The 21,311-nt window shown below is 76.6% G+C and carries 14 protein-coding genes; 6 read left to right on the forward strand and 8 right to left on the reverse strand.

All coding sequences use genetic code 11. The features are described 5' to 3' along the window. Positions 1-18: 18 nt before the first annotated feature. From K7787_RS06445 to K7787_RS06455, 3 genes are read left to right on the forward strand one after another with little or no spacing between them, the layout of a single operon-like run. Positions 19-1,188 carry an ATP-binding protein gene (locus K7787_RS06445; protein WP_223000754.1) on the forward strand — a complete coding sequence of 390 codons (1,170 nt, stop codon included), beginning with the start codon at positions 19-21 and terminating at the stop codon, positions 1,186-1,188. Then, positions 1,185-5,699, forward strand: coding sequence for a vWA domain-containing protein (locus K7787_RS06450; RefSeq protein ID WP_443742879.1), 4,515 nt, complete (start codon positions 1,185-1,187; stop codon positions 5,697-5,699). The genes K7787_RS06445 and K7787_RS06450 overlap by 4 nt, the downstream gene beginning before the upstream one ends. Beyond that, on the forward strand, positions 5,696-7,636 hold the full coding sequence (locus K7787_RS06455; RefSeq protein WP_223000755.1) for a hypothetical protein: 1,941 nt from the start codon (positions 5,696-5,698) through the stop codon (positions 7,634-7,636). Before K7787_RS06450 ends, K7787_RS06455 begins: the two co-directional genes overlap by 4 nt. A 21-nt stretch (positions 7,637-7,657) precedes the next feature. Here the strand turns inward: K7787_RS06455 and K7787_RS06460 are convergent, their stop codons facing one another. Continuing rightward, complete coding sequence (locus K7787_RS06460; protein WP_223000756.1) at positions 7,658-8,473, reverse strand: sulfite exporter TauE/SafE family protein; 816 nt, start codon at positions 8,471-8,473, stop codon at positions 7,658-7,660. Positions 8,474-8,557: 84 nt separating this feature from the next. Here K7787_RS06460 and K7787_RS06465 point away from each other — a divergent pair, with 84 nt between their 5' ends. Together K7787_RS06465 and K7787_RS06470 are read left to right on the forward strand one after the other, a co-directional pair. Beyond that, positions 8,558-9,316 carry an AraC family transcriptional regulator gene (locus K7787_RS06465; protein WP_164393860.1) on the forward strand — a complete coding sequence of 253 codons (759 nt, stop codon included), beginning with the start codon at positions 8,558-8,560 and terminating at the stop codon, positions 9,314-9,316. A 206-nt stretch (positions 9,317-9,522) separates the two neighbouring features. Next, complete coding sequence (locus K7787_RS06470) at positions 9,523-9,939, forward strand: hypothetical protein (protein ID WP_234021849.1); 417 nt, start codon at positions 9,523-9,525, stop codon at positions 9,937-9,939. Positions 9,940-10,017: 78 nt separating this feature from the next. On the opposite strand, the gene K7787_RS06475 is transcribed toward K7787_RS06470, so the two are convergent. Next, complete coding sequence (locus K7787_RS06475; protein ID WP_223000758.1) at positions 10,018-11,544, reverse strand: ricin-type beta-trefoil lectin domain protein; 1,527 nt, start codon at positions 11,542-11,544, stop codon at positions 10,018-10,020. A gap of 133 nt (positions 11,545-11,677) precedes the next feature. Between K7787_RS06475 and K7787_RS06480 the strand changes: the two genes are divergently transcribed. After that, positions 11,678-13,153, forward strand: a complete 1,476-nt coding sequence (locus K7787_RS06480; RefSeq protein WP_247720608.1) for a cellulase family glycosylhydrolase — start codon at positions 11,678-11,680, stop codon at positions 13,151-13,153. 176 nt (positions 13,154-13,329) lie between these two features. Here K7787_RS06480 and K7787_RS06485 read toward each other — a convergent pair whose 3' ends face one another. From K7787_RS06485 to K7787_RS06510, 6 genes are all read right to left on the reverse strand, one after another. Beyond that, positions 13,330-14,343: a hypothetical protein gene (locus tag K7787_RS06485; protein WP_223000759.1), complete on the reverse strand. Its 1,014-nt coding sequence runs from the start codon at positions 14,341-14,343 to the stop codon at positions 13,330-13,332. Positions 14,344-14,585: 242 nt separating this feature from the next. Beyond that, positions 14,586-15,020 carry an MFS transporter gene (locus K7787_RS31615; protein ID WP_247720609.1) on the reverse strand — a complete coding sequence of 145 codons (435 nt, stop codon included), beginning with the start codon at positions 15,018-15,020 and terminating at the stop codon, positions 14,586-14,588. Between the two features lie 538 nt (positions 15,021-15,558). After that, entirely contained in the window at positions 15,559-17,880 is a 2,322-nt protein-coding gene (locus K7787_RS06495; RefSeq protein WP_223000761.1) for an FUSC family protein, read from the reverse strand. Between the two features lie 47 nt (positions 17,881-17,927). Continuing rightward, positions 17,928-19,175, reverse strand: a complete 1,248-nt coding sequence (locus tag K7787_RS32240) for a phosphatase PAP2 family protein (protein WP_223000763.1) — start codon at positions 19,173-19,175, stop codon at positions 17,928-17,930. Between the two features lie 409 nt (positions 19,176-19,584). After that, a complete protein-coding gene (locus tag K7787_RS06505; protein WP_223000764.1) occupies positions 19,585-20,337 on the reverse strand; it encodes a PDC sensor domain-containing protein in 753 nt (250 codons plus the stop codon). A gap of 158 nt (positions 20,338-20,495) precedes the next feature. Beyond that, positions 20,496-21,167, reverse strand: coding sequence for a FadR/GntR family transcriptional regulator (locus K7787_RS06510; RefSeq protein WP_308036297.1), 672 nt, complete (start codon positions 21,165-21,167; stop codon positions 20,496-20,498). Between the last annotated feature and the right edge of the window lie 144 nt (positions 21,168-21,311).

The raw sequence follows: 21,311 nt of genomic DNA on the forward strand, positions 1-21,311 counted from the left end.
TCGAAAGAACCCGTGCCGATGACCACCGTGCTCCCCGCCGCCCCGGACCGCCAGATCGTCCCGCCCGAGGACCGGTACGCCACCGAACTCGCCTTCCTCGCCGCCTACGACGACGGTCCGCGCCCGCCCGCGTGGCGGCTCACCCCGCGCGCGGTCGTCACCTTCGTCATGGGCAGCGACGGCGCGGCCCTGAAGCTGCCCGACGACGCCGAGGCGCCCGGGGGCGTGCCGCGCCGCCTGGTGGTGGAGGGCAAGTTCGTCGGTGACCGGGCGCTGGTGGAACGGTGCGTGGTGACGCTCGCCGGGGAGCGCGGTCTGCTGCTCGTCGGCGAGCCCGGCACCGCCAAGTCGATGCTGTCGGAACTGCTGTCCGCCGCCGTGTGCGGCACCAGCGGCCTGGTCGTGCAGGGCACCGCCGGCACCACCGAGGACCAGCTCAAGTACGGCTGGAACTACGCGCTGCTGCTGGCGCAGGGCCCCACCCGGCAGGCGCTCGTGCCCTCCCCGGTGCTGACCGCGATGTCCCGGGGCGCCGTCGCCCGGGTCGAGGAGATCACCCGCTGTCTGCCCGAAGTGCAGGACGCGCTGGTGTCGTTGCTCTCCGAACGGCGCATCGCCGTGCCCGAACTGGCCGGCACCGCCGACGCCCTGGCGCACGCCGCTCCCGGCTTCAACCTCATCGCCACCGCCAACCTCCGCGACAAGGGCGTCTCCGAGATGTCCGCGGCCCTCAAGCGCCGCTTCAACTTCGAGACGGTCGGTCCCATCGGCGACCTGGAGGCGGAGACCGCGCTGGTGCGGAGCCAGGCCCGGGCCTCGGTGGAGCGGGCGGGGGCCCCGTTCCAGGTCGACGACGCGGTGCTGGAGGCCCTGGTCACCGCGTTCCGGGACCTGCGCGAGGGCCGGTCGGCGGAGGGCTGGGAGGTGGAGCGGCCGTCCACGGTGATGAGCACCGCGGAGGCCGTGTCCGTCGCCGGTGCGCTCGCGCTGGCGGCGGCGTACTTCCCGGGCGACCGCGACGTGCTCGGGCTGCTGCCGGGGCATCTGCTCGGCGTGGTCCGCAAGGACGACCCCGCCGACGCGGCCCGGCTGCGCGGCTACTGGGACGGTCCGGTGCGACGCCGCGCCGAACAGGGCTCCGCCACCTGGCGCACCCTGTGGGACCTGCGCACGGTCCTGGAGGGATGACGGCCGTGTCCTTCCCCCCTGCGCTCGGCTCCGCCGACTCACGTGTCCCGTCCGATCCGGGGGACTCGGGCGTCCCGTCCGGTCCTTCCGGTCCGTCCGGTCCTTCCGGTCGCGAAGACCGCCTCGTGCCGCGCTCGCCCGAGGACCTGCGGGTCCGGCCCGAGGAGGCGCTGGCCGCGCTCACCGCTCCGGGCGCGCCCTACCTCATCGGCGTACGCCACCACGCGCCCTCCCTGGCGGCCGTCGTGCCGGCGCTGCTGGACGAGGCCGGACCGGACGTGCTGCTGGTCGAGCTGCCCGCCGAGATGCAGCCGTGGCTGCCCTGGCTGGCGCACGAGGAGACCCGCGCTCCGGTGGCACTCGCCGCCGCCCCCTCCGACGGGAGCGGCGCGGGCGGCGAGGGTCCGGCGTTCTATCCGTTCGCCGACTTCTCGCCCGAACTCGCGGCCGTGCGCTGGGCCGCCCGCCGCGGTGTGCCGGTGGTCGCCTGCGATCTGCCGCTGGGCGACCGCGCGTGGGGCGAGGGACGGCGGGCGGCGGGAGTGCCGGCGGCGGGCCCCGGTCTCGCCGACGCGCTGCGGGCCCGGCTGACGGGCCGTCCCGGGGACGACCTGTGGGACCGGCTCGTCGAGGCGACCGCCCCCGGCTCCCCGCCCGAGGCCCTGCGCCGGGCCGCCCTGCTCACCGGGTGGGCCCTGCGCGAGGACGCGGCCGCGGCGGGCGGGGTGCCGGAGCTGGACCTGCGGCGCGAGCGCTGGATGCGGGCCCGGCTGGCGGAGGCCACCGCGCGCGGGGAACGGGCGGCAGTGCTGGTGGGCGCGTTCCACGCACCGGCTCTCGTCGGGCGGGCCGGCGGAGAGAACGGGGAGGACGCCCCGCCCGGCCCGGCGACCGCAGCCCAAGGCGACCCGGCCCCCGTCGCACGACACGGCGAGGAAAACGGAGAGGACGCCCCGCACGCCCCGGCGGGCGGAGCCCAAGGCGACCCGGTCCCCGTCACACGGCACGGCGAGGAGCACGGAGAGGACGACGCCTCACCCGCCCCGGCGACCGGCGCCCAAGTCGCGCCGGCCGTCGCGGGGCGGCCCTCGGAGGAGGAGCCGTCACCCGAGCCTGCGTCCGACGTCCCGGCAGCCGACCCGCCGGCAGCCGACATCCCGGTGGCCGACACCCCAGCTACTGGCCTCCCAGCTGCTGGCCTCCCGGCGGCTGACATCCCGGTGGGCGATCTCCCGGACTCCCCCGCGCTCGCCGTGCCGGACGCCGGCGGAAGGGTGCCCTCCGTCCCGGCGGCCGGGGAGGACACGGCCGCCGTCGGCGGCGGCGCGCGGACGGGCGGGTGGACCACGTCACTGATTCCGTACACGTACGCCCTCCTGGACGAACGGTCCGGTTACCCGGCCGGCATCCGGGACCCGGAGTGGCAGGACATGGTGCTGCACGCGGCGGGCGATCCGGCGGCGCTGGAGGAGGCGCTGACGCGGGCCGCGGTCCGGATCTGCGCCGAGCTGCGCGATCTCGGCCATCCTTCCGGGCCCGCCGACGCCCGCGAGATCAGCCGGCTCGCCGCCGATCTCGCCCGGCTGCGCGGCCTGCCCGCGGCGGGCCGCGGCGAACTGGTCGAAGCCGTGCAGACGGTGCTGGCGCAGGGTGAGCCGTACGGGCGGGGACGTGCCGTGGCGCGGGCGATGGAACGGGTGCTCGTCGGCACCCGCGCCGGACGCCCCGCCCCGAGGGCGCCGCGCAGCGGCCTCGCCCCCGCCGTCGAGGCCGAGCTGACGCGGCTCGGCCTGCCCGGTCCGGCGGCGGACGGCCCCGGTCCGGCGGGTGGTTCCGGCGCGACGGACGGCCGCGTACCGGCTGCGGGGCGCGGACCGGCGGCTGGTCGCGGACCGGCGGCGGGTGGTCCGGGCGCGGCGCGGGAGCTGCGGCTGGACCCGTTGCGCTCCGACCTCGACCGGCGCCGTGAACTGCTGCTGCGCCGCCTGGCGGTGTGCGGGGTGCCGTACGGGCAGGCGCGGGAGGTCGTCGGCGCGGGCGGCGCCACGGCGCTCACCTCCCGCTGGGAGGTGCGCTGGACGCCCGCCACGGCGGCGATGCTGACCGTGGCCGGCGTGCGCGGGGTCACCCTCGAACAGGCCGCCGAGGGTGTGCTGCGCGAACGGCGGCGCGCGGAGCGGGACGAGGGCGGCCCCACGGCCGCGCAGGTCCTCGAAGGGCTGGAGCGGGCGGCCGAGTGCGGCCTGCCCGGCCTCGCGGACGACCGGCTGGACGACGTCGCCGAGATCGTGCCGCACGCCGGTACCCTGCCCGAACTCCTGGCCGCGTTGGCCCTGTTGGACCGGCTGCGGGCCGGTCACATCCCGGGGCTCGGCGCCGACCCGGAGCGTACGGCCGAGGCGGCCGCCGTCGCGGAACTGCTCACGGCGGCGGCGGTACGGCAGGTGGACGGTCTGACCGGCGCGGAGGACCCCGCCGACGCCCACGCCCTGCTCGAACTCGCGCACCGCGCCGACCTGTTGGGCGGCATCCGGCTCACCGACGCCCTGGCCCGCCTGGCCGCCGACGGTTCCCCGCTGATGCGCGGGGCCGCCGGTGCGGTACGTGTGCTGCTCGGGCACGAGGACGCGCGGGAGTTCGGGGACCGCGTGGCCTCCTGGGTGGACGGGGCGACCGACTCCGGCTCCCGCGCGGCGCTCACGGCCCGGCTCTCCGGTCTGCTGACCGCCGCGGGGCCGCTGCTGGAGGCGGCGCCGCCCGCGCTGGAGCCGTTGCTGAACCGGGTGTCGGCGCTGCCCGACCGGGCGTTCCTGGACCGGCTCCCGGCGCTGCGCGGCGGCTTCGACACGCTCAGCCCGGCGGCCCGCGACCGGCTCCTCGCGGCCGTCGAGGAACGCCTGGACACGGCCCGGCTCACCGACACCGGCGGCGTCGACCCGGCCGCGCTCGCCGTCTGGACCGGCGCGGACCTGGCCGCCCGCGAAGCGCTCCGCTCGCTGGCCCTGCTGCCCGGGCCGCGCGTCGGCCCGCAGGGCGAACCTGCCCGCGCCGACGCCCCGGAGCGGCGCCCCGCACCGGAGAGCGCCCCGGCCGCACCACAGCCGGCACACGGCCGAACCACCAGCACCCCGCAACCACCCACGCACGACACCCCCGACACCACCCCACCCCAAGACACCGCGCCGGAAGACGAACCCGCACGGGACAGCGACACCGCCACGGCGCAGCCGGCGCACGGCGGGCCAGGCCGGGGACCGGCCCCTGACGCCCCACCGGCGGACGAACCCGCACCGGAGGAGCCCGGCCCCGCCGCGGCGCGGGCGGTGGACGGTGGCCCCGGCGGCGGCCGGGCCGCAGGGACCGCGCCCGTCGGCGGCGCCGCCGCGCCCCCCGCCGAAGACCGTTTCCTCGCCCCCGCCGACCGCTGGCGGCTTCTCCTCGGGCGCGGCAGCGACCGGCTGCCGGCCTCCGCGGTCCCGTTGGCGACCGCGCTGGACGAGTTGTACGGCAGCGGGCGCGGCGAGGGCAGCCGGGGAGGTCTGACGGGGCCGGGCGGCGGCGGTGGCCGCGAGGCGTCGTACCCCGGCGCGCGGGAGTGGTCCGAGGAACTGGCCGCGCTGTTCGGGCCGGGCATCCGGGAGGAGGTTCTGGCGGCGGCCGCGGCGGCGGGCCGCAAGGACGTCCTCACCGAGCTGGACGCGGACAGCGTACGGCCCTCGGTGGACCTGCTGCGCACCGTGCTGCGGCACGCGGGCGGCCTGCCCGAAGCGCGGCTGGCCGCGCTGCGTCCGCTCGTCCGGCGGCTGGTGGACGCGCTGACGCGGGAGCTGGCCACCCGGCTGCGCCCCGCCCTGCACGGCACCACCCTGCCCCGCCCCAGCCGGCGGCCCGGTGGCGGCCTGGACCTGCCGCGCACGCTGCGGGCCAACCTGGCGACCGCGCGCCGCGCCCCGGACGGCACGGTCCGGGTGATCCCGGAACGGCCGGTGTTCCGCACCCGAGGCCGGCGGGCCGCCGACTGGCGGCTGATCCTGGTCACGGACGTGTCCGGGTCCATGGAGGCGTCCACGGTGTGGGCGGCGCTGACCGCCTCGGTGCTGGCCGGAGTGCCGACGCTGTCCACCCACTTCCTGGCGTTCTCCACGGAGGTCATCGACCTCACCGGGCACGTGGCGGACCCGCTGTCGCTGCTGCTGGAGGTCAGCGTGGGCGGCGGGACGCACATCGCCGCGGGGCTGCGGCACGCGCGCGAACTGGTCACCGTGCCGTCGCGCACCCTCGTCGTGGTCGTCAGCGACTTCGAGGAGGGCTATCCGCTGGGCGGCCTGCTCGCCGAGGTCCGCGCGCTGGTCTCGGCCGGCTGCCACGTCCTGGGCTGCGCGAGCCTCGACGACACGGGCCGGCCCCGCTACTCCACGGGGGTCGCCGGCCGGCTGGTCGCCGCGGGCATGCCCGTCGCCGCCCTGAGCCCGCTCGAACTCGCCCGCTGGGTAGGAGAGAAGATCGCATGAGCCCACAGCCGCAGCTACCGCCGGTGGCGCCGTCCGTCACCGCCGAACTCGTCGAGGCGCTCTCGCCCCGGCTGCGCAAGCGGCTGGACGCGGGCGTCGCCAAGCTCCTGGCGCGTCCGGCCGTCCGCGCGGGCGACACCGTACGGATCGCCGTGGACGACGAGACCGACGTCGTCCTGCACGCGCCCGAGGGGGCGGTCACCGGCGCGGACGCGATCCGCTGCGGCTGCCTGCTGGCCCCCGACTGCCTGCACCGCGCGGCGGCGGCCTCGGCCGCCCCGGTCGCGGACGAGGCGGCGGCCCCGGTCGCCGAGGAGACGGCGGCCCCCGGCGAGACCGCCGGAGCGGAGAGGGAACCGGTCGCGGCGGAGCCGGCGAAACAGCCCGGCCCGCAAGGCCCTTCAAGTCTTGTGAGTCGTACGAGGCAGCCGAAACCGGCCGACCGGGCCGGCGGGCCGGGAGCGAGCGGACAGACGGACCGACCGCACCAGCCCGGTCCGCCGCCGACGGCCGACGACGGGCACACCGGGCACACCGAGGACGCCGAGTCCGTCACCGACGCACAACGCACCGCCGCACGGGCGGTGTTCGACGCGGCGGCCGCCGTCCTGGACGCCGGGACGGAGGGTTCCGGCGCCGTGCTCCAGGCGGAGTTGCTGCGCGCGGCGCACACCGCCCGGCTCGCCGGCCTCCCCCGGGCCGCCGCGGCGGCGGTCGCCGTGGTGACGGGAGTGCGCGCCGCCCGTTCCGCCGACCCCGGCCACCGCCTGGCGGACCTCGCGACCGCGCTGTCCGGCGTCCTCGGCGTGGCGCACCGCCTGCCGTACGCCGCCGGGCCCGAACTGGCCGCGCTGCGCGGCACGGTCCGCCGGCCGTACCGCCCGGACGGCTCCCTGCGGCTGTACGGGCTCTTCTCGGAGCCCGTGCTCACGGCGACCGGCTACGCGGGCGCGGTCACCTGGACCGCCGACGCGGGCGGCCGCCTCTACTCGGTGTCGGACGTGGCGCCGGGCGGCCCGTCCCGGGCGACCGGCGCCGCCGACCGGGCCGTACGGCTCGGCGACACCGCGCTGACCCACCGCGAACTGTCACGGGCGGGGCTGGCCGTGTCGGGCGCCACGGTGTCCCCGACGGGCCGGCTGGGCGCGGGGGCCGGGGTGCGGGCGGTGCGCGCGTCCGGCGTCGCCTGGGACTCCGAGCCGCTGCGGCGGCTGTGGGCCGTACCGGCCGCCGAGCAGGTGGCCCGGGCCCTGGACGGCGGGCACGACCTGCTGTTCCTGGAGGTGACGCTGACGGGCGCGGTGCGGGAGGCGGGCGGCGAGAGTCTGCTGGCGGACTGCGGGGGCGTGCCGCTGCGGCTGGCTGTGGCGCACGACGATCTCGCGCTCCCCTACCGCGACAACCTGCGCCTGCTCGCCGCCGCCCAGGGCAGCCGGCTGCGGATCGTCGCGCGTCTGGCGCCCGGTCCGCGTCCCCGTGCCCTGCTGCTGGCGGTGCGGCACCCCACCGATCCGGCGGCACGGGTGGATCTCGGCCTGGACCGCCTGCGGCACGCGGACCTGCCCGTCGGAGCGGCGGCGGCACCGGCCGTGGCGGTGCCCGCCGTGGACGAGGCCCCGCTGCACCTGCTGCGCCGCCGGGTGCACCAGGCGGTGTCGGGGGGCCGCCCTGTCCTCGCGTCCGCGCGGAGCGGCGCGGGCGACGGCGAGCGGCTGCGCCGGAACGGCCTGGCGACGGCGGCCGCTCTCCTCGGGGAACTGCACGCCGCCGCCGCGGACCGCACCCGCGACGCCTTCGGCCGGCTGCTCCCGGCCGACCCGGACCGCTTCGCCCGGGCCTGGCTCGCCGCCGCGGTCTACACCGAGACGGTCGAACGAGCGCTGTGCGCGGACGGCTGGGGAGCGCCCGCGCCGCAGACGTCCGCCGCACGCCTCTGAGTCCGCCGCGCGCCCCTGAAGTCACGGGAGGCGCAGCAGCATGGCGGTGAGGACGAGGGCCAGCAGGGCGACGTAGCCCCGGGCGTGGACCCGGTCGGTGATGCGGGGCGGCCTGCGGCGCAGCAGGACGACGACGGGCACGGCCCCCAGCAGGAGCAGCGCGACGGCCCCGAGGTCGACCGAACCGGCGGCGAGCAGGAGCGCACCGGTGTCCCCGGCGTCGCCCGTCGCGGGGCTCGTGGTCAGGAAGACCGCGCAGGCGGGTGCGCTGATGCAGAGGGTGAGGGGGTTGGCGAGCGCGGTGGCGGCGGCCATCCGCAGCCCTGAGCGGCGCAGCAGCGGCACCGTCAGCACGCTGCCGCCGACGCCGAGGAACGAGGCCACCGAGCCGATCGGCACGCCGAGCGCGGCGGGGACGGCGGCGGCCCCGTCCCCGGCCGGGCCGCCGTGCGCGGGGCGCAGGAAGCCCGGCCGGACGAGCACGTCCACGAGGGTGGCGGTCAGGTAGAGGACGAAGCCCCAGGTGATCAGCCACGGGGGCGCGAACGTGGCCGCGACGGCCCCGGCGAGCCCTCCGGCGCCGAGCAGCACCAGTGACGGGACGCTGCGCCGCAGGCCGGTCAGCAGCGGCCTCGGCGTGGCGGCGGTCGCCACGGCCGCGTTGACGACCATGACGAGGGAGGAGGTCGCCACGGCGACCGTCGAGGCGGACGGGCCCGCGGCGGCGTCGGCCCAGGCGATGACCGGAACGGTGACGAAGCCGCCGCCGAACCCGAAGAGCACGGTGGTCAGCCCGGTCAGGACGCCGATGACGAGAAGGAGGAGTACGACATTCACCCGGTCAAGTTCAGCGGGCGGTCCGGGACGCCGACAATCGAAGGAGGAATCGATGTTTTCGAGTTTCGGCCATAGGCTGCCGGGATGCGCAATGTCTCGCTCGCCGAGCTGGATCGTCTGCCCGCCGAGGTGCTGCCGATCGCGACCGACTACCCACCCGGCACCCTGCTGACCTGGCACGAGCACCGGCGGGCGCAGTTCCTGTACGCCGCCACCGGGACGATGCTGGTGGAGACCGACGAGGGCGCCTGGACGGTGCCGGGCGAGCGGGCCGTGCTCATCCCGCCCGGTACGCGCCATCAGGTGCGGATGCTGGACGTGCGGACGTCGAGCCTGTACATCGAGCCGGACGCGGTGCCCTGGTGGCCGCGGTCCTGCCGGGTGGTCGAGGTGGCGCCGCTGCTGCGGGAACTGCTCCTCGCCGCCGCGGACCTCGACGCCGGCTACGCGGCCCGCGACCGGGACGGGGCGCTCGTCGCGCTGATCCTCTGCGAGCTGGCGACGCTCACCGAGGTGCCCCTGCACATCGCCCTGCCGCACGAGGCCCCCTTCGCCGAGCTGTGCCGCCGCTATCTGGCCGGCCCGGACATCGCGGTGACGAACGCCGCGTGGGCGCGGGCCGCCTCGATGAGCGAGCGGGCCTTCACGCGCCGCTTCCGGCAGTTGACGGGCGTGAGCCCCGCCGCCTGGCGGGCCAGGGCCAGGCTGCTGGCCGCCATTCCGCTGCTGCGCCACAAGTCCGTGACGGAGGTGTCGGCTCTCCTCGGCTATTCCTCCCCGGCCGCGTTCTCCTACGCCTTCTCCCGGGCCTTCTCAGTGCCCCCGTCGTCACTGAGGCACTGAGGCACTGAGCGACGACGAGCCACGGCGGCTCAACACTCCGCCGTACCGCGCACGTTGGATGATCCGGGCGCCGGGTACCGTCCTGGTTCACCGGCTGACGCGTCGGGTGGAGGCGAAGGTCAACCGGGCGCGGGACGCGCTGCGAGGGGAGCCGTCGATAACTTCCTTGCTGACCGCACCACTTGGGACGACAGAGGGAGAATCCCGTGCGACAGCCCAGGATCGTATCGTTGGCGGCGGCCGCCGTGCTGCTCGGCAGCGGCGTGATCGCCGCGACGGCGGGACCGGCCGCGGCCTCCACCGACGCCTCCGCCGGCGCGGCGCGCGCCTGTACGTCGGGCGCGCCGCGTTTCACCAGTTCGCCGGGGACCAGCAGCAGCGACCCCGCGTTCTGGCCCGCGAGGGGCACCTACGCGAAGACCACCAGCAGGTGCAAGGACATCAACCTGAAGCTGGACGGCACCCGCAGTGTGCGGACCTGCTTCAAGACGTCCGGCTGCAACGGCTGGCGGACGCTGCGGGCCGGCAGCTGGGGGCTCGCCGCCAGCGACGTGCTCGACGGCACCCAGTTCTACCTGCAGTTCGCGGGGACGAGCCGCGCCACGGGCCTGATCGACTACTGAGTCACCGCGCCCGCGTCGCCCGCGGCTCGCGGGCGGGTCCTCCCGGCGTCGAGCCGGGCCCCGCCCGCGGGCCCGGGGTCACGCGGTGAAGCGCTGGCCTGCCGAGCCGTCGCAGTTCTGCAGCCGCAGGGGCTGGCGGGCGGCGGTCTGGGTCAGGCAGAGTCCGGTCGCGGCCTGCGGTCGGATGGTGGCGCCGTCCCGGACGAACTTCTGGTTGGCCGCGCCGGAGCAGTTCCAGATGATCAGCGCGGCGCCCGCCTGGTAGCGGGCGCCCGGCACGTCCAGGCACCGGTCCTGGGTCAGGGCGGTGTGGAAGGTGTGCCGGGAGGTGTCGTACCACCAGTCCTGGTTGCGGGTGCCGCCGCAGTCCCAGCCGAGCACCGCGGTGCCGTCGGCGCTCTGCGAGGAGTCGACGTCCACGCAGTTGTCGGTCGCCTGGTTGCGCACCGGACGGTAGGCGTCGTCCCAGGCCTGCGGGAAGAGGGACGGGCTGCCCAGGGAGTCGACGTCGGCGCACGCGGCCTCGCGCAGACCGGAGTCGTAGAACTGGGTCAGGCAGGACGCGAAGGCGGCGTGGCCGCGCGCGTTGGGGTGGAAGGACTGCCGTACGGAGTTCTCGTCGGGCAGGCCCGGCTTGGACAGGTCGATGAAGAGGCCGCGGGCCCAGGTGTTCTCCGTGCACACCTCGTGGCCGTGGAACAGGCGGGAGTCGTCGAGGTAGAGCGCGCCGGTGTCGGCCGCGGCCTTGCGGATGCCGCGCTCGAAGGCGGGCACGGCCACGTTGCGGCCCCAGGCGGTGTCCGCGTCGTAGCCGAGGCCGCCGCAGGCGAGTTTGCCGGGGAAGTCCGGGTTGTCGCGGAAGTCCGGGCCGATGGGGCTCGGGTAGCTCATGACGACGAGCTTGTAGTCGCCGTCGGCGTAACCGGCGTCGCGCATCACGGACTTGAGGTCGCGGACGGTCTGCTCGACCTTGGGAACCAGGGCGTCGACGCGGGCCTGCCAGCCCGGCGCGTACTTGGGCTCGCAGGGGCCCTGGGAGAGCAGATAGCGCTCGACGCAGTCGGTCATGACGGGACCGAACTGGAGGTCGTCGTTGGCGCCCGCCACCAACAGCACCATCTTGATGCGGGTGTTGCGGGCCTTGACGGCCAGGCTGTCGCTCTGGACCAGTTCGTCGGCGTACTGCTTCGCGCCGCCGATGCGGATGTTGCCGGTGTAGGCGCCGGAACACGCCACGTTGTAGGTGAGGTCGGCGGGGATGCCGGTGCGGTGGATCGCGGCGTCCGGGGAGCGGTGGCACCAGTTGGCGGGGCCGTTGGTCGGCGACTCGTAGGCGCCGACGCCCTCGCCGGAGATCTCGCTGTCGCCCAGCGAGATGAGCGCGGTCTTGCGGTCGGCGAGGGGGCGTACGGCCGCGTCGCCGTAGAGCGCGGTGGCCTCCGCGGCGCGGACGGCCTCCAGGTCGGGCGGGAGCGCGGTGGCGGACACCTGGCCGGCGGCGGCCGGGGCCGCCGTGGCGGGGACGGCGGCCCCGGCCGTGGCGAGCAGGCCGGCCGTCGCGGCGGCGGCGAGGGTCCACCGGAGTCTGTACCGGGAGCGTCTCACGGGCACCTCCTGGTCGTGTGGGGTTACCCACGGTTCTTACTGGTCGGTAGGGGCTTTGGGAATACCTCCGGCGAGAACTGGCGACAGGACGTCCGGTACGACGTCTTGAAGTCGCGCCCCGGCGGCTGATGGGATGCGCGGCACCGTGCACACCGACGAGCCGGAGGTCCCCGTGCTGCGAACCACCTTGACGGCGGGCGCGGTTGTCGCCGCGCTGCTCGCCCCCGCGGCCCCGCACACCCGGCCGGCGGCCCGTCAGGACGCCGCCCCGGCCGCCGCCGCCCGCCCGTCCGGGCAGGAGGCGCCCCGCCTCACCGACCGCTACGGGCGGGAGTTGACCCTGCGCGGCTGGAACGTCGAGGACAAGGCGCACCGCGGCGACGAGGCCCTGACGGCCGTCACCGAGCGGGACTTCCGGGAACTGCGGGCCCACGGCTTCGACTTCGCCCGGCTGCTGGTGTTCTGGGACGACCTGGAGCCGCGCCCCGGCCGCTACAGCGAGGACTATCTGCGCCGCATCGGGCGCGTCCTGGACTGGGCCGAGCGCTACGGCGTACGGGTCGTCCTCGACCTCCACCAGGACGTGTTCGGGCCGGCGTTCGGCCACCGCGGCATCCCCGCGTGGGCGACCAGGACCGACGCGCTGCCGTTCACCGCGCACCCGGACGACTGGTTCGCCGAGTACTTCGAGCCGGCCGTCCAGCGCGCCTTCACGCACCTCTACGAGGACGAGGACCTGCGGCGCGCGCAGGCCAGGGCCTGGCACGTGCTCGCCGCCCGCTTCGCCCGCCACCCGGCCGTCCTCGGCTACGACCTGATCAACGAGCCGATGGGAGAGCTCCGTCCGGGCGAGGACCTGGCCGCGGCGGCCCGCCGCATCGAGCGCGACCAGCTCACCCCGATGTACAACCGCCTCGCCGACAGCGTCCGTTCGGCCGATCCGGACGCCTGGCTGTTCGTGGAGCCCACCCCGATCGTGGGCGAGGGCGTCCCGACCGGCCTCGGGCGGATCGACGACCCCAGGGTGGTGTACGCGCCGCACTTCTACAACACCGCCATGGAGGCGGGCGCGGACTACGATCCGGCGTCCGGCTGGATCGAGGCGTACGAGGCGGCCGTCACCCGGTACCCCGCGCAGTACGGGGTGCCGGTCGTGGTCGGCGAGTGGGGGCCGCTGAACAGCGCCCTGCCGCACATGAACCGCTTCTACCGCGAGGCGATGGCCTCCCTGGGCCGCTACAGCTCGGGCTGGGCGGGCTATGTGTGGTGCCGCGGCGGCGGGTACTGCGCGCTGGACGCCGCCGGGAACTTCCGTCCGAACAAGGAACTGACCGCCGAGCCGTACGCCGAGGCGGTGGCGGGTACGGTGCGCTCCGCCGCGTACGACGCCACCAGCGGCGTGTACCGGCTGACGTACACCGCGGCGCGGCGCGGATCACGGGTGACCGAGCTGTCCCTGCCGCCCGGGCGGTGGCGGATCACGGTGCGCGGGAAGGCGACGGTGCGGCGCGACCCGGCGGGCCGGGCGCGTGTCCTGGCCGCCTCGGGCGGCCGGGTCTCGGTCACCGTCGTGCGCGGGACGGCGGACGGCGGGCGCGGCGGGTCGTGACCGTGCCCGTGACCGCGAGCGGCTGGTCGTGACGGCGGTCGGCCCCGCCCGTCGTGGCGGTGGTCGCGCCCCCGTCGCGACCGCGACCGAGCGTGGCGGGGCCGCGCGCGGCGCCGGGCACGGCCCCGCCGCCCGGCTCGGCACTCGTCGTCCGGCCCGGCTCCCGTCCGTCCGGCTCAGCTCTCGTCGTCCGTGTAGTCCCCCTCGTCGAGCGCCCCGCCCATGATGCCGCCGAAGAAGCCCTCCATCAGCTCGTCCATGCGGACCTCGGTGGCTCCGGCGGGCGCCGTGGTCCTGGTGCCCTTGACGGTGTGCAGCACCAGGGCGAGCTTCTTGCCCTTCACCTTCTCCGTCAGCGGCGCGAGGTCCACGGACACATCGCTCAGGGCGCCGTTCTTCAGCGTGAAGTCGGCCGTGACCTTCTTGTTCGGGGCGTCCTTGAGGTCGTCGTCCGTGGGCAGTCCGCCTCCGGAGGGCAGCTGCCGGGTCAACGGCCGGATCTCGTCGAGGAGTTCGGACAGCAGGGTGCGGAAGGGCGCGGTGGCCGTGACGTGCTCGGTGCCGTCCGAGCCGCCGGCCGACTTGAACTCGACCTCCTTGACGACGACCCGCCGCAGGTCCTTCATCAGCTTCTTCTGCGCCTGCGGGTCGAGCGAGGGGCTCGCCGTGGGCTTGCCGCTCGCGGCGGACTCGCCGTCCCCGTCGTCCTCCCCCCGGGCCATCTCCTCGCCGGTCTTGCGCAGATCCGCGGCGGAGACCTTGATCCAGTCACCGGCGAACAGCTTCTTGAGCGCCCCGGCCTGCGCGGGCAGTTGGTCGGCGCCGGGCATCGGGGCACCCGACAGCTGCGTGAACGAGTCCATGTTCACGCGGATGTAGGCGTCGTCGCCGATGAGCCGGTACTCGAACAAGTCGCCCTTGGGGCCGCTGAACTTCAGGGCCATGGCGCTGAAGTCCTTGTCGCCGGAGTCCTGGAGGGGCTTCTTCGACTCCACGGAGACGGAGATCCGGGCGCCGCTGAGCAACTCGGCGGCCTCGTCGGGCATCTTGTCCTCGGGCTTGGCCTCGGCGTCGAGCGCCTTCAGGGTCGCCGCGTCGGTGTCCAGGCCGAGTTCGAAGGTGAGCGAGCGCTGCTCGCCGAGCTTGTCGACGGCGCGGTCGAGCTTCTGACCGGCGGTCAGGTTCTCCACGGTGCCGCAGGCGGCGGTACCGGCGAGGACCGCCGTGGCGACGGCGGTGGCGGCCAGGGTGTTGCGTATGGCGGAAATGACGTTCTCCTCTGAGGCACGACCAAGATCCTGGTCGGAGAGGAGACCGATCAGGTCCGCGAATGGTTGTACGCGGGTTCACGCGCGGCGACCGGTCCGCTGTGGTACCTGTCCGGGAGCCTCCCGGCCGGGGGTGTGTGGCGTCGCGGCCCGGAGGGCGGGGATCAGGTCCGCGGCCCGTTCGAGCTGGTCGCTCTGGGTGCGCAGGTCCAGGGCGGCGAGACGGACGACGAGGTGCCGGGCGCCGGCGGCCGCGTACCGTGCCAGGCGTTCCCGCACCTGCCCGGCGGAGCCACCACGACGCCCGCGCAGAACACCCGCCGGTCGCCCAGCCGGTGGCCGAGCGCGCCGCCCGTCATCAGGAACCCGGCGAACGCCAGGGTGTACCCGTCGGTGATCCACTGGTTGCCGGTGGCGGAGACGGCCGGGTCGCGGCCGATCGCCGGGGCGGCCACGTTGGTGATCGTGACGTCCAGGATCACCATGAAGTACCCGGCGCACACCGCGAGGAGCGGCGCCGGGGACCGCGGACCGCGCTTCCCGGCCGGCTCGGCGGAGGGCGCCGGCCCGTCGGCGCCGCCCGGCTCCGTGAACGCCACGACCCGGCCTCCCTCCGCCCGCGGGCGGACTGCGCAGCAGTCGGCGGCAGCCTCACACGTATGTCGTATCGGGGGCGGTCCGGGCGGCCGGTCCGGCTCCGCCGCGCCCGGGTTCCGCCGTCCGGGCGTCCGGGCGTCCGGGTGTGCCAGGGGTGCGGGCGTGCCAGGGGCGCGGGTGCGCCAGGGGCGCGGGTGCGCCAGGGGCGCGGCGTGCGCCGGGTGGCCACGCGGGCAGAGATGCCGGGCTCGCCAGGGTGCCGCGCGGGCCGAGCCGCCCCCTCCGCTGGGGTGACACGCGGGCCAAGGCACCAGGCCCGCCAGGGTCCACCCGGGCCAAGCCGCCCCGTCCGCCGAGGCGGCACGCGGGACGAGGCGCCAGGCCCGCCAGGGTCCGCCCAGGCCAAGCCGCCCCGTCCGCCGAGGCGGCACGCGGGACGAGGCGCCAGGCCCGCCAGGGTCCGCCCAGGCCAAGCCGCCCCGTGCGCTGGGGTGGCACGCGGGCCGAGGCGCCGGGCTCGCCGAGCCGCCGCCGTCCCGCCTACCGGCGGTCCCGCGGCCCCGGCGCGCCGTCGCCCCCGTGCCCGGTGCCGGCGATGCGGGTGAGGTCGGTCATCAGGGAGGCGAGCCAGGACGCCGTCGCGTAGTAGCGGCGGGGCGCGCCGGGCGGCTGGGCGGTGAAGTCCGCGAGGGAGGGGTCGATCAGGGGCACCGGCGCGGCCGGGGTGTCGCCGCCGGGGTCCAGGGCCGCGGAGACCTGGAGCATCCGCCCGGCCACGCGGTCCCCCAGGGCGCCGAGCGATCCGGCCGCCGCCGGGCCGAGTCCCGTCCCGGGCGGCTCCAGGAGTCGGGCGGAGCCCCAGAGGGTGTGGTGCGCGGCCATCAGCGCCGCCTGCCAGTCCACCGCGGGTCTGGCCGGCCGGCCCCGGCCGCCGCCGAAGGCCGCCGGTTCGCTCTGGTACTGGGCGTACGCGGACTCGGCGAGGACCAGCTCATGGTGCAGCGAACGGTGGCCGGGCGCGGCCGGTGGCGCTGCCGCGGTCGTGCCGCCGGCCACCGAGGCGCTGGTCGCCACCACGATCTCGGCGGCGCGGCGCATGAGTTCGGCGGTGACGCGGCGCAGCTCGTCGTGTGCGCCGCGGGGCCAGGCCAGCAGGCCGATGACCGCGCCGATCGCGCTGCCGACCAGCACGTCCAGCAGCCGGACCTCGGCCAGCCGCCAGGTCGTCGGCGCGAGCTGCGCGAACACCAGGGCCACGAGCAGCGTGAACATGCCCTGAGCCCAGCCGACGCCCTTGACCGGCCCCACGGTGAAGGCGATCAGCATCACCGCCGGGAGCACGGCGGCGTAGACGACCGTATGGGCGCCCACCAGGGCGAGGAGTCCCGCGGTCACCAGCGCTCCGGCCAGCGTGCCCGTCAGGGCGCGGCGGATGGTGCTGCGCGTCTCGTCCAGGGTGGTCCGGGTGAGGGTGAGGGCGGCCAGGGTCGCCCAGAATCCGTGCGGGAGGGTGTCCACCCCGGCCACGAGGCGCGCGGCGGTGAGGGCCAGGGCGAAGCGGACCGCGTTCTGGAAGAACACCGACCGGCGCCCGGCGTGGCCGTAGGCCCGGTGCCACCACAGGGCCGGGGGCCGGGCCGTGGCGTACCAGAAACGGCTCGTGGCCGCCCCCAGGGCCCTCTTCCGCCCGCCCACGGCGAGATCGGCCGCCATGGTCATGGCGAGTGCGGCATCGGCGACGTCCAGCACGGCGGCGTGCTCCCGCAGCACGGCGGGCGGAAAGTCCGGCGCGGACTCGCAATCGGGCGCGGGCTCGGATGCGTCCGCGGACTCGGATGCGTCCGCGGACGGGAGGTGCGGTCCGGACTCGGGTGCGCCGGCAGGCGGGAGGCCCGGGGCGGTGGACGCGGACGGGTTCGCGGGCTGGTTCGCGGGCGGCGGGGTCGGGTGGGCCGCCGTGAAGGTCGCCAGGCGGGCGCGTGCGCCGGTGAGGGCGTCGTAGGCCGTCGTGGGCGGCGGGCCCGATCCCAGGCGGCTCGCGGTGGCCGTGGCGAGCGCGGCCACCGTATTCAGCACGTCCGTCACGGCGGGCACGGGCGGGCCGCAGGGCGGACCGGTGAGCAGCGCCAGCCGGTTGAGCAGGGCGCGCAGGGCCAGACCGGTCTGGGACAGGGCCCGGTCGCGCACCCCGGGCCCGGCCGGGCGCTCCGCTTCCGGCACGTTCAGGGAGCGCAGCGTCTGACCGGTCTCCCGCGCCGCCTCGATCTCGGCGTCGCCCAGGGTGTACGGCGGCGCCGCGAGGAGCGTCGCGCAGCGCGCGGCGCGCCGCGCGGCGGCCGCGGCCCGCTCCCGGTAGGACGGCGGGTCGGGGCCGGTGAAGAGCAGCGCCTCGGACGCGGCGAGCAGGGCCAGCCCGACGGTCGTCCCGGTCAGGCGCGCGCCGAGGGTCCCGGGGTCGTACGGCGGGAAGGACGGCAGGATGTACAGGAGTTGCAGACCCGGCGCCGCCCCCGCCCAGCGGGGCCCGCCCACGGCGGAGAAGGCGAGGAGGAAGCCGACGACCAGCATGCCGGCGACGGCGCTCCAGGTGCGTACGGACAGATACGTGCCGACGGCCACCAGCACCCAGCTCACCGGCAGCAGGCGCACGACGGTCCGGGCCCGCTGCCGCCCGGTGCCGGGGATCTTGGACAGTCCGCCCAGCGCGATGGCGGCGAAGAGGGCGTAGGTGGCCGTGACGGGGCGGTCGAGGCCGTAGCGGAAGAGGTAGAAGACGCTTGCGACGACCAGGGTGATGCGGACCGCGTCGCGCCCGGGGGCTGCGTAGTCCCGGGGGAACCGACCGGCTGGGAGCCCGAACACCCCTCCAGGATCACCCCGGGAGCCGCTCCCCGCCTTCGAGAAGTGGATCACCGGGGGCCGGGGCGAGGTCTCTCGCGGCACGGGCCGGCGGTCCGCCGGGGCGCCCGAGGTCCCGGGGTGACCGGGCCGATGGTCCGTCGGCGGTCCCGGGTCCGGCGTCGCCCGGTCCGTGACCGGCGCGGCGGCGGCACCGCCCGGTGCGCCGCGTCCCACGCCCTGTTGACGCGCGGCGCGCACGCCCGCGCGAGCACGGCCACCGCCGCCCCGGCGACCAGGTCCGTCACGTAGTGCCACCGCAGGTACAGCGTGGACGCCGGGATGACGACCAGCAGAGGGGAGGTCAGCCAGAACAGCCCGCGGCAGTCCCGCCAGGCGAAGAGGGCGATCAGGACGATGGTCGCGACGTGCAGGCTCGGGAAGGCGTCGACGCCGGTGCTGTGGTCCAGGTAGTAGCGCCTGATCCCGAGGACGTCGCCCAGCGGGACGGTGAACCGGCCGGCCAGCCCGCGCCACGGGCCGACCGCGGGCAGCGAGAAGTACCCGGCGTAGCCCAGGCACTGGACGATCACCAGCCCCAGCAGCAGATCCGACCACTCGCGGTCCCGTCCGCGCACCCACAGGAACCCGCCCAGCGCGAGCAGCGGCGCCCACTCGCAGGCGTACGCCAGCGCCATCACGGCCGTCGTGACCGGATCGACCAGGCGGTCGAGCACGGGCACCGGGTCGTGGCCGGCGAACAGCCACCGGTCGGCCGCCGCCAGCAGGTGGTCGCAGTGCCCCGGATGCACCAGGGGCACCGCCCAGCGCAGGCTCGGGTAGACGGCCAGGCAGGACAGCACCGCGATCAGATCGCGGACCCGCCGGCACCGGTGCGGCCGCGGCGCGTGCCACGTCGGCAGCCGGGCCGCCAGGCCCCACCACACGGCGACCAGCGCCCCGGAGAGGGCGAGCGCGGCGCGGGAGTCCGGGTGCGTCACCGCGGCGGGACGGCTCACGGCGAGCACGGCCACGAGGGCGACGAACGGCAGCGCGACCGCTTCCTTGGGGTCCAGCAGACGGACGGCGGCGGCGGCCTTGGTACGCCGCCGGACGCCGGTCCCGGGGCGCGGGAGCCGTTCGACGCCTCGGAGGCGCGGGGTCCCCGCGCCGCCCCGCGAAGGCGCGGCCTGCTCGCCCGTCCGCTCACCGATCCGCGAAGGCCCGGCCCGCTCGACCGTCCGCTCATCGGCCCGCTCGCCGGTCCGGCGGTCCGCGGAGCCGTGCCGAAGACCCGCTGTTTCCACGCTGGCTTCCACGCTGGCTCCGTTCTGTGCGCGTCGCACGGACGGGTGTCGGAACGAGGGGTGGCGCGGCGGATGCCGAGAACCGGCCGGAACGGCCGGGACCGCTCAGGCCAGGACCCGTCCGGCCAGGACCGCGAGGCTCACCTCGCCGCGGACGCAGAGCTTATGTCACCGTATGACCGGAGTTGCGGGTGCCGCGCCACGCGGAAGAGCGGCCGAGCGGGGGGCGCGAACGCGAGACCGCCCGCGCCCGCCCCCCTCAGGCGGGCCGCCCGACGCACCCGCGCCCCCTCGGGCGCACGCCCCCGGCCCGGGCGCACGCCCCTTCCCCTACGGGCGGCCGCTCACGCCTCTCCCCCTACGGGCCGCCGCGCACGCCCCTCCCGTACGGGTCGCCGCTTCCCTCCCCCACGGGCCGCCCTCACGCCCCGCCCACGACCAGCACCAGCGGCACGCCCGCGCACGGCAGCAGCCGCTCCGGGGCCGGTCCGGTGGGCCGCGCGCGTTCCAGTACGGCCGCGAAGTCCGGTCCCCGGGTGAGGGTTCCCGCCAGGTGCGCCGGATCGGCGGAGGCGGCGACCCGGCCCCGGGCGTTGACCAGGTACGCGGGGGCGGGCAGTCCGCGCAGCAGGGGCAGTACGGCCGTCTCGAAGTCCCGTAGGTACACGTCGGCCGCGGCCACCCCCGCGAAGCCGCCCGCCGCCGCCACCGGCACGGCGAGCGTCAGGCTGTACTGGTCGGAGCAGAGGTAGTCGACGTAGGGGCCCGCCACGGCGCGGCGGCCGGTGTCCCGGGGCAGCGCGAACCAGTCCCAGTGCGTGTAGTCCGCGTACGCGGAGCGGCCCGGGTCGAGGTCGGGCAGCAGTGGCCGGACCTCTCCCGAGGCGGTGCTCTGCCACCACTCCAGCCACGCCGGGACGTCGTCCAGCAGTCCCGGCGCCGCGATGAAGCCGACGCCCGAGACCGACTCCTGCCGTGCGAGCCGCCGGTGCAGTCCGGGCCGCAGCGCGGCGAGGTCGGCGCTGACGGGCCGTCGTCCTTCGGCCCGCACCCGGGCCAGCAGCGCCGCCGTGTCGGAGCGGATCTCGGCCACCGTCTCGAACACGGCCTCCAGCACGCGGCCCACCTGCTCAGCCACCTGCCCGGCCGCCTGCTCGGCCACCTGCCCAGCCACTTGCCCAACCGCCTGTTCCGCCACCGGCTCGGCGGCCGGGGACGCGGGCGGGGACGCGGGCGGCGTGCCGGCTGCCGCCGGCGGCGGGGTGACGAGTGCCGGGCTCGGGTCCATGGCGCCCTCCAGCGGACGGGGGCCCGGCCGGCCGGGCGCCGCGGCTAGAGGGTCAGCCGCAGGGCGGCGAGCCGTCCCGCCGACTCCTCGACGCACCGCTCGGCCAGCGTTCGGGCCGGTTCAGGGGCCCCATCCTGCACGGCGCGGACCACGGCGCGGTGCCGGTCCGCGACTTCTTCACGATATGCGTCGTCGCCGAGCACGAGACACAGCAGCGCCCCGACCTCGGTCTGCAGGGCGATCTGCGCGCGGGTGAGCCGGGCGGACTGCGCGGCGGCCGCCAGCTCGACATGGAAGCGCCCGTAGACCCGGCCGCGGGCCGCCGCGTCCCCGGCGTCCGCCAGTTCCTCGGCCGTCCGCCGGAGGCGGCGCAGGTCGTGGGGTTCCGTGCGGTCCGCGGCGAGCCGTGCCGCCGTTCCCGACAGCGCGGCCCAGTGGTCGCCGAGGTCGCGCAGTTCCGTACTGCTCCAGTCGCGCAGCCGGCCGAGCAGCCGGTCCTCGGCGGGCGGACGGGGCCGGGAGACGAAGCTGCCGCCGCCGCGGCCCCTGCGGGTGGTGACCAGTCCCTGCTGCCGCAGCGCCATCAGCGCCTCCCGCAGCGTCACCGTGGAGACGCCGAGCCGCCCGGCCAGTTCGCTCTCCCCGGGCAACTGCTCCCCGTCGGCGAGCAGGCCGAGTTCTATGGCGTCGCCGATCCTGCGGACCACCGTGTCCACCCGCGCCCGGCGCTCCACCGGCGCGAACACCGCCCCGCGCGCGCCCCCGCGTATGCCGCCCGTGCCGCCCGTGTCCCCCGCGCCCTCCCCTATGCCACCTGTGCCGCCTGTGCCACCTGTGCCGTTTGTATCGCCCGTACCGCC

Source organism: Streptomyces sennicomposti, assembly GCF_019890635.1.
GTDB lineage: Bacteria > Actinomycetota > Actinomycetes > Streptomycetales > Streptomycetaceae > Streptomyces > Streptomyces sennicomposti.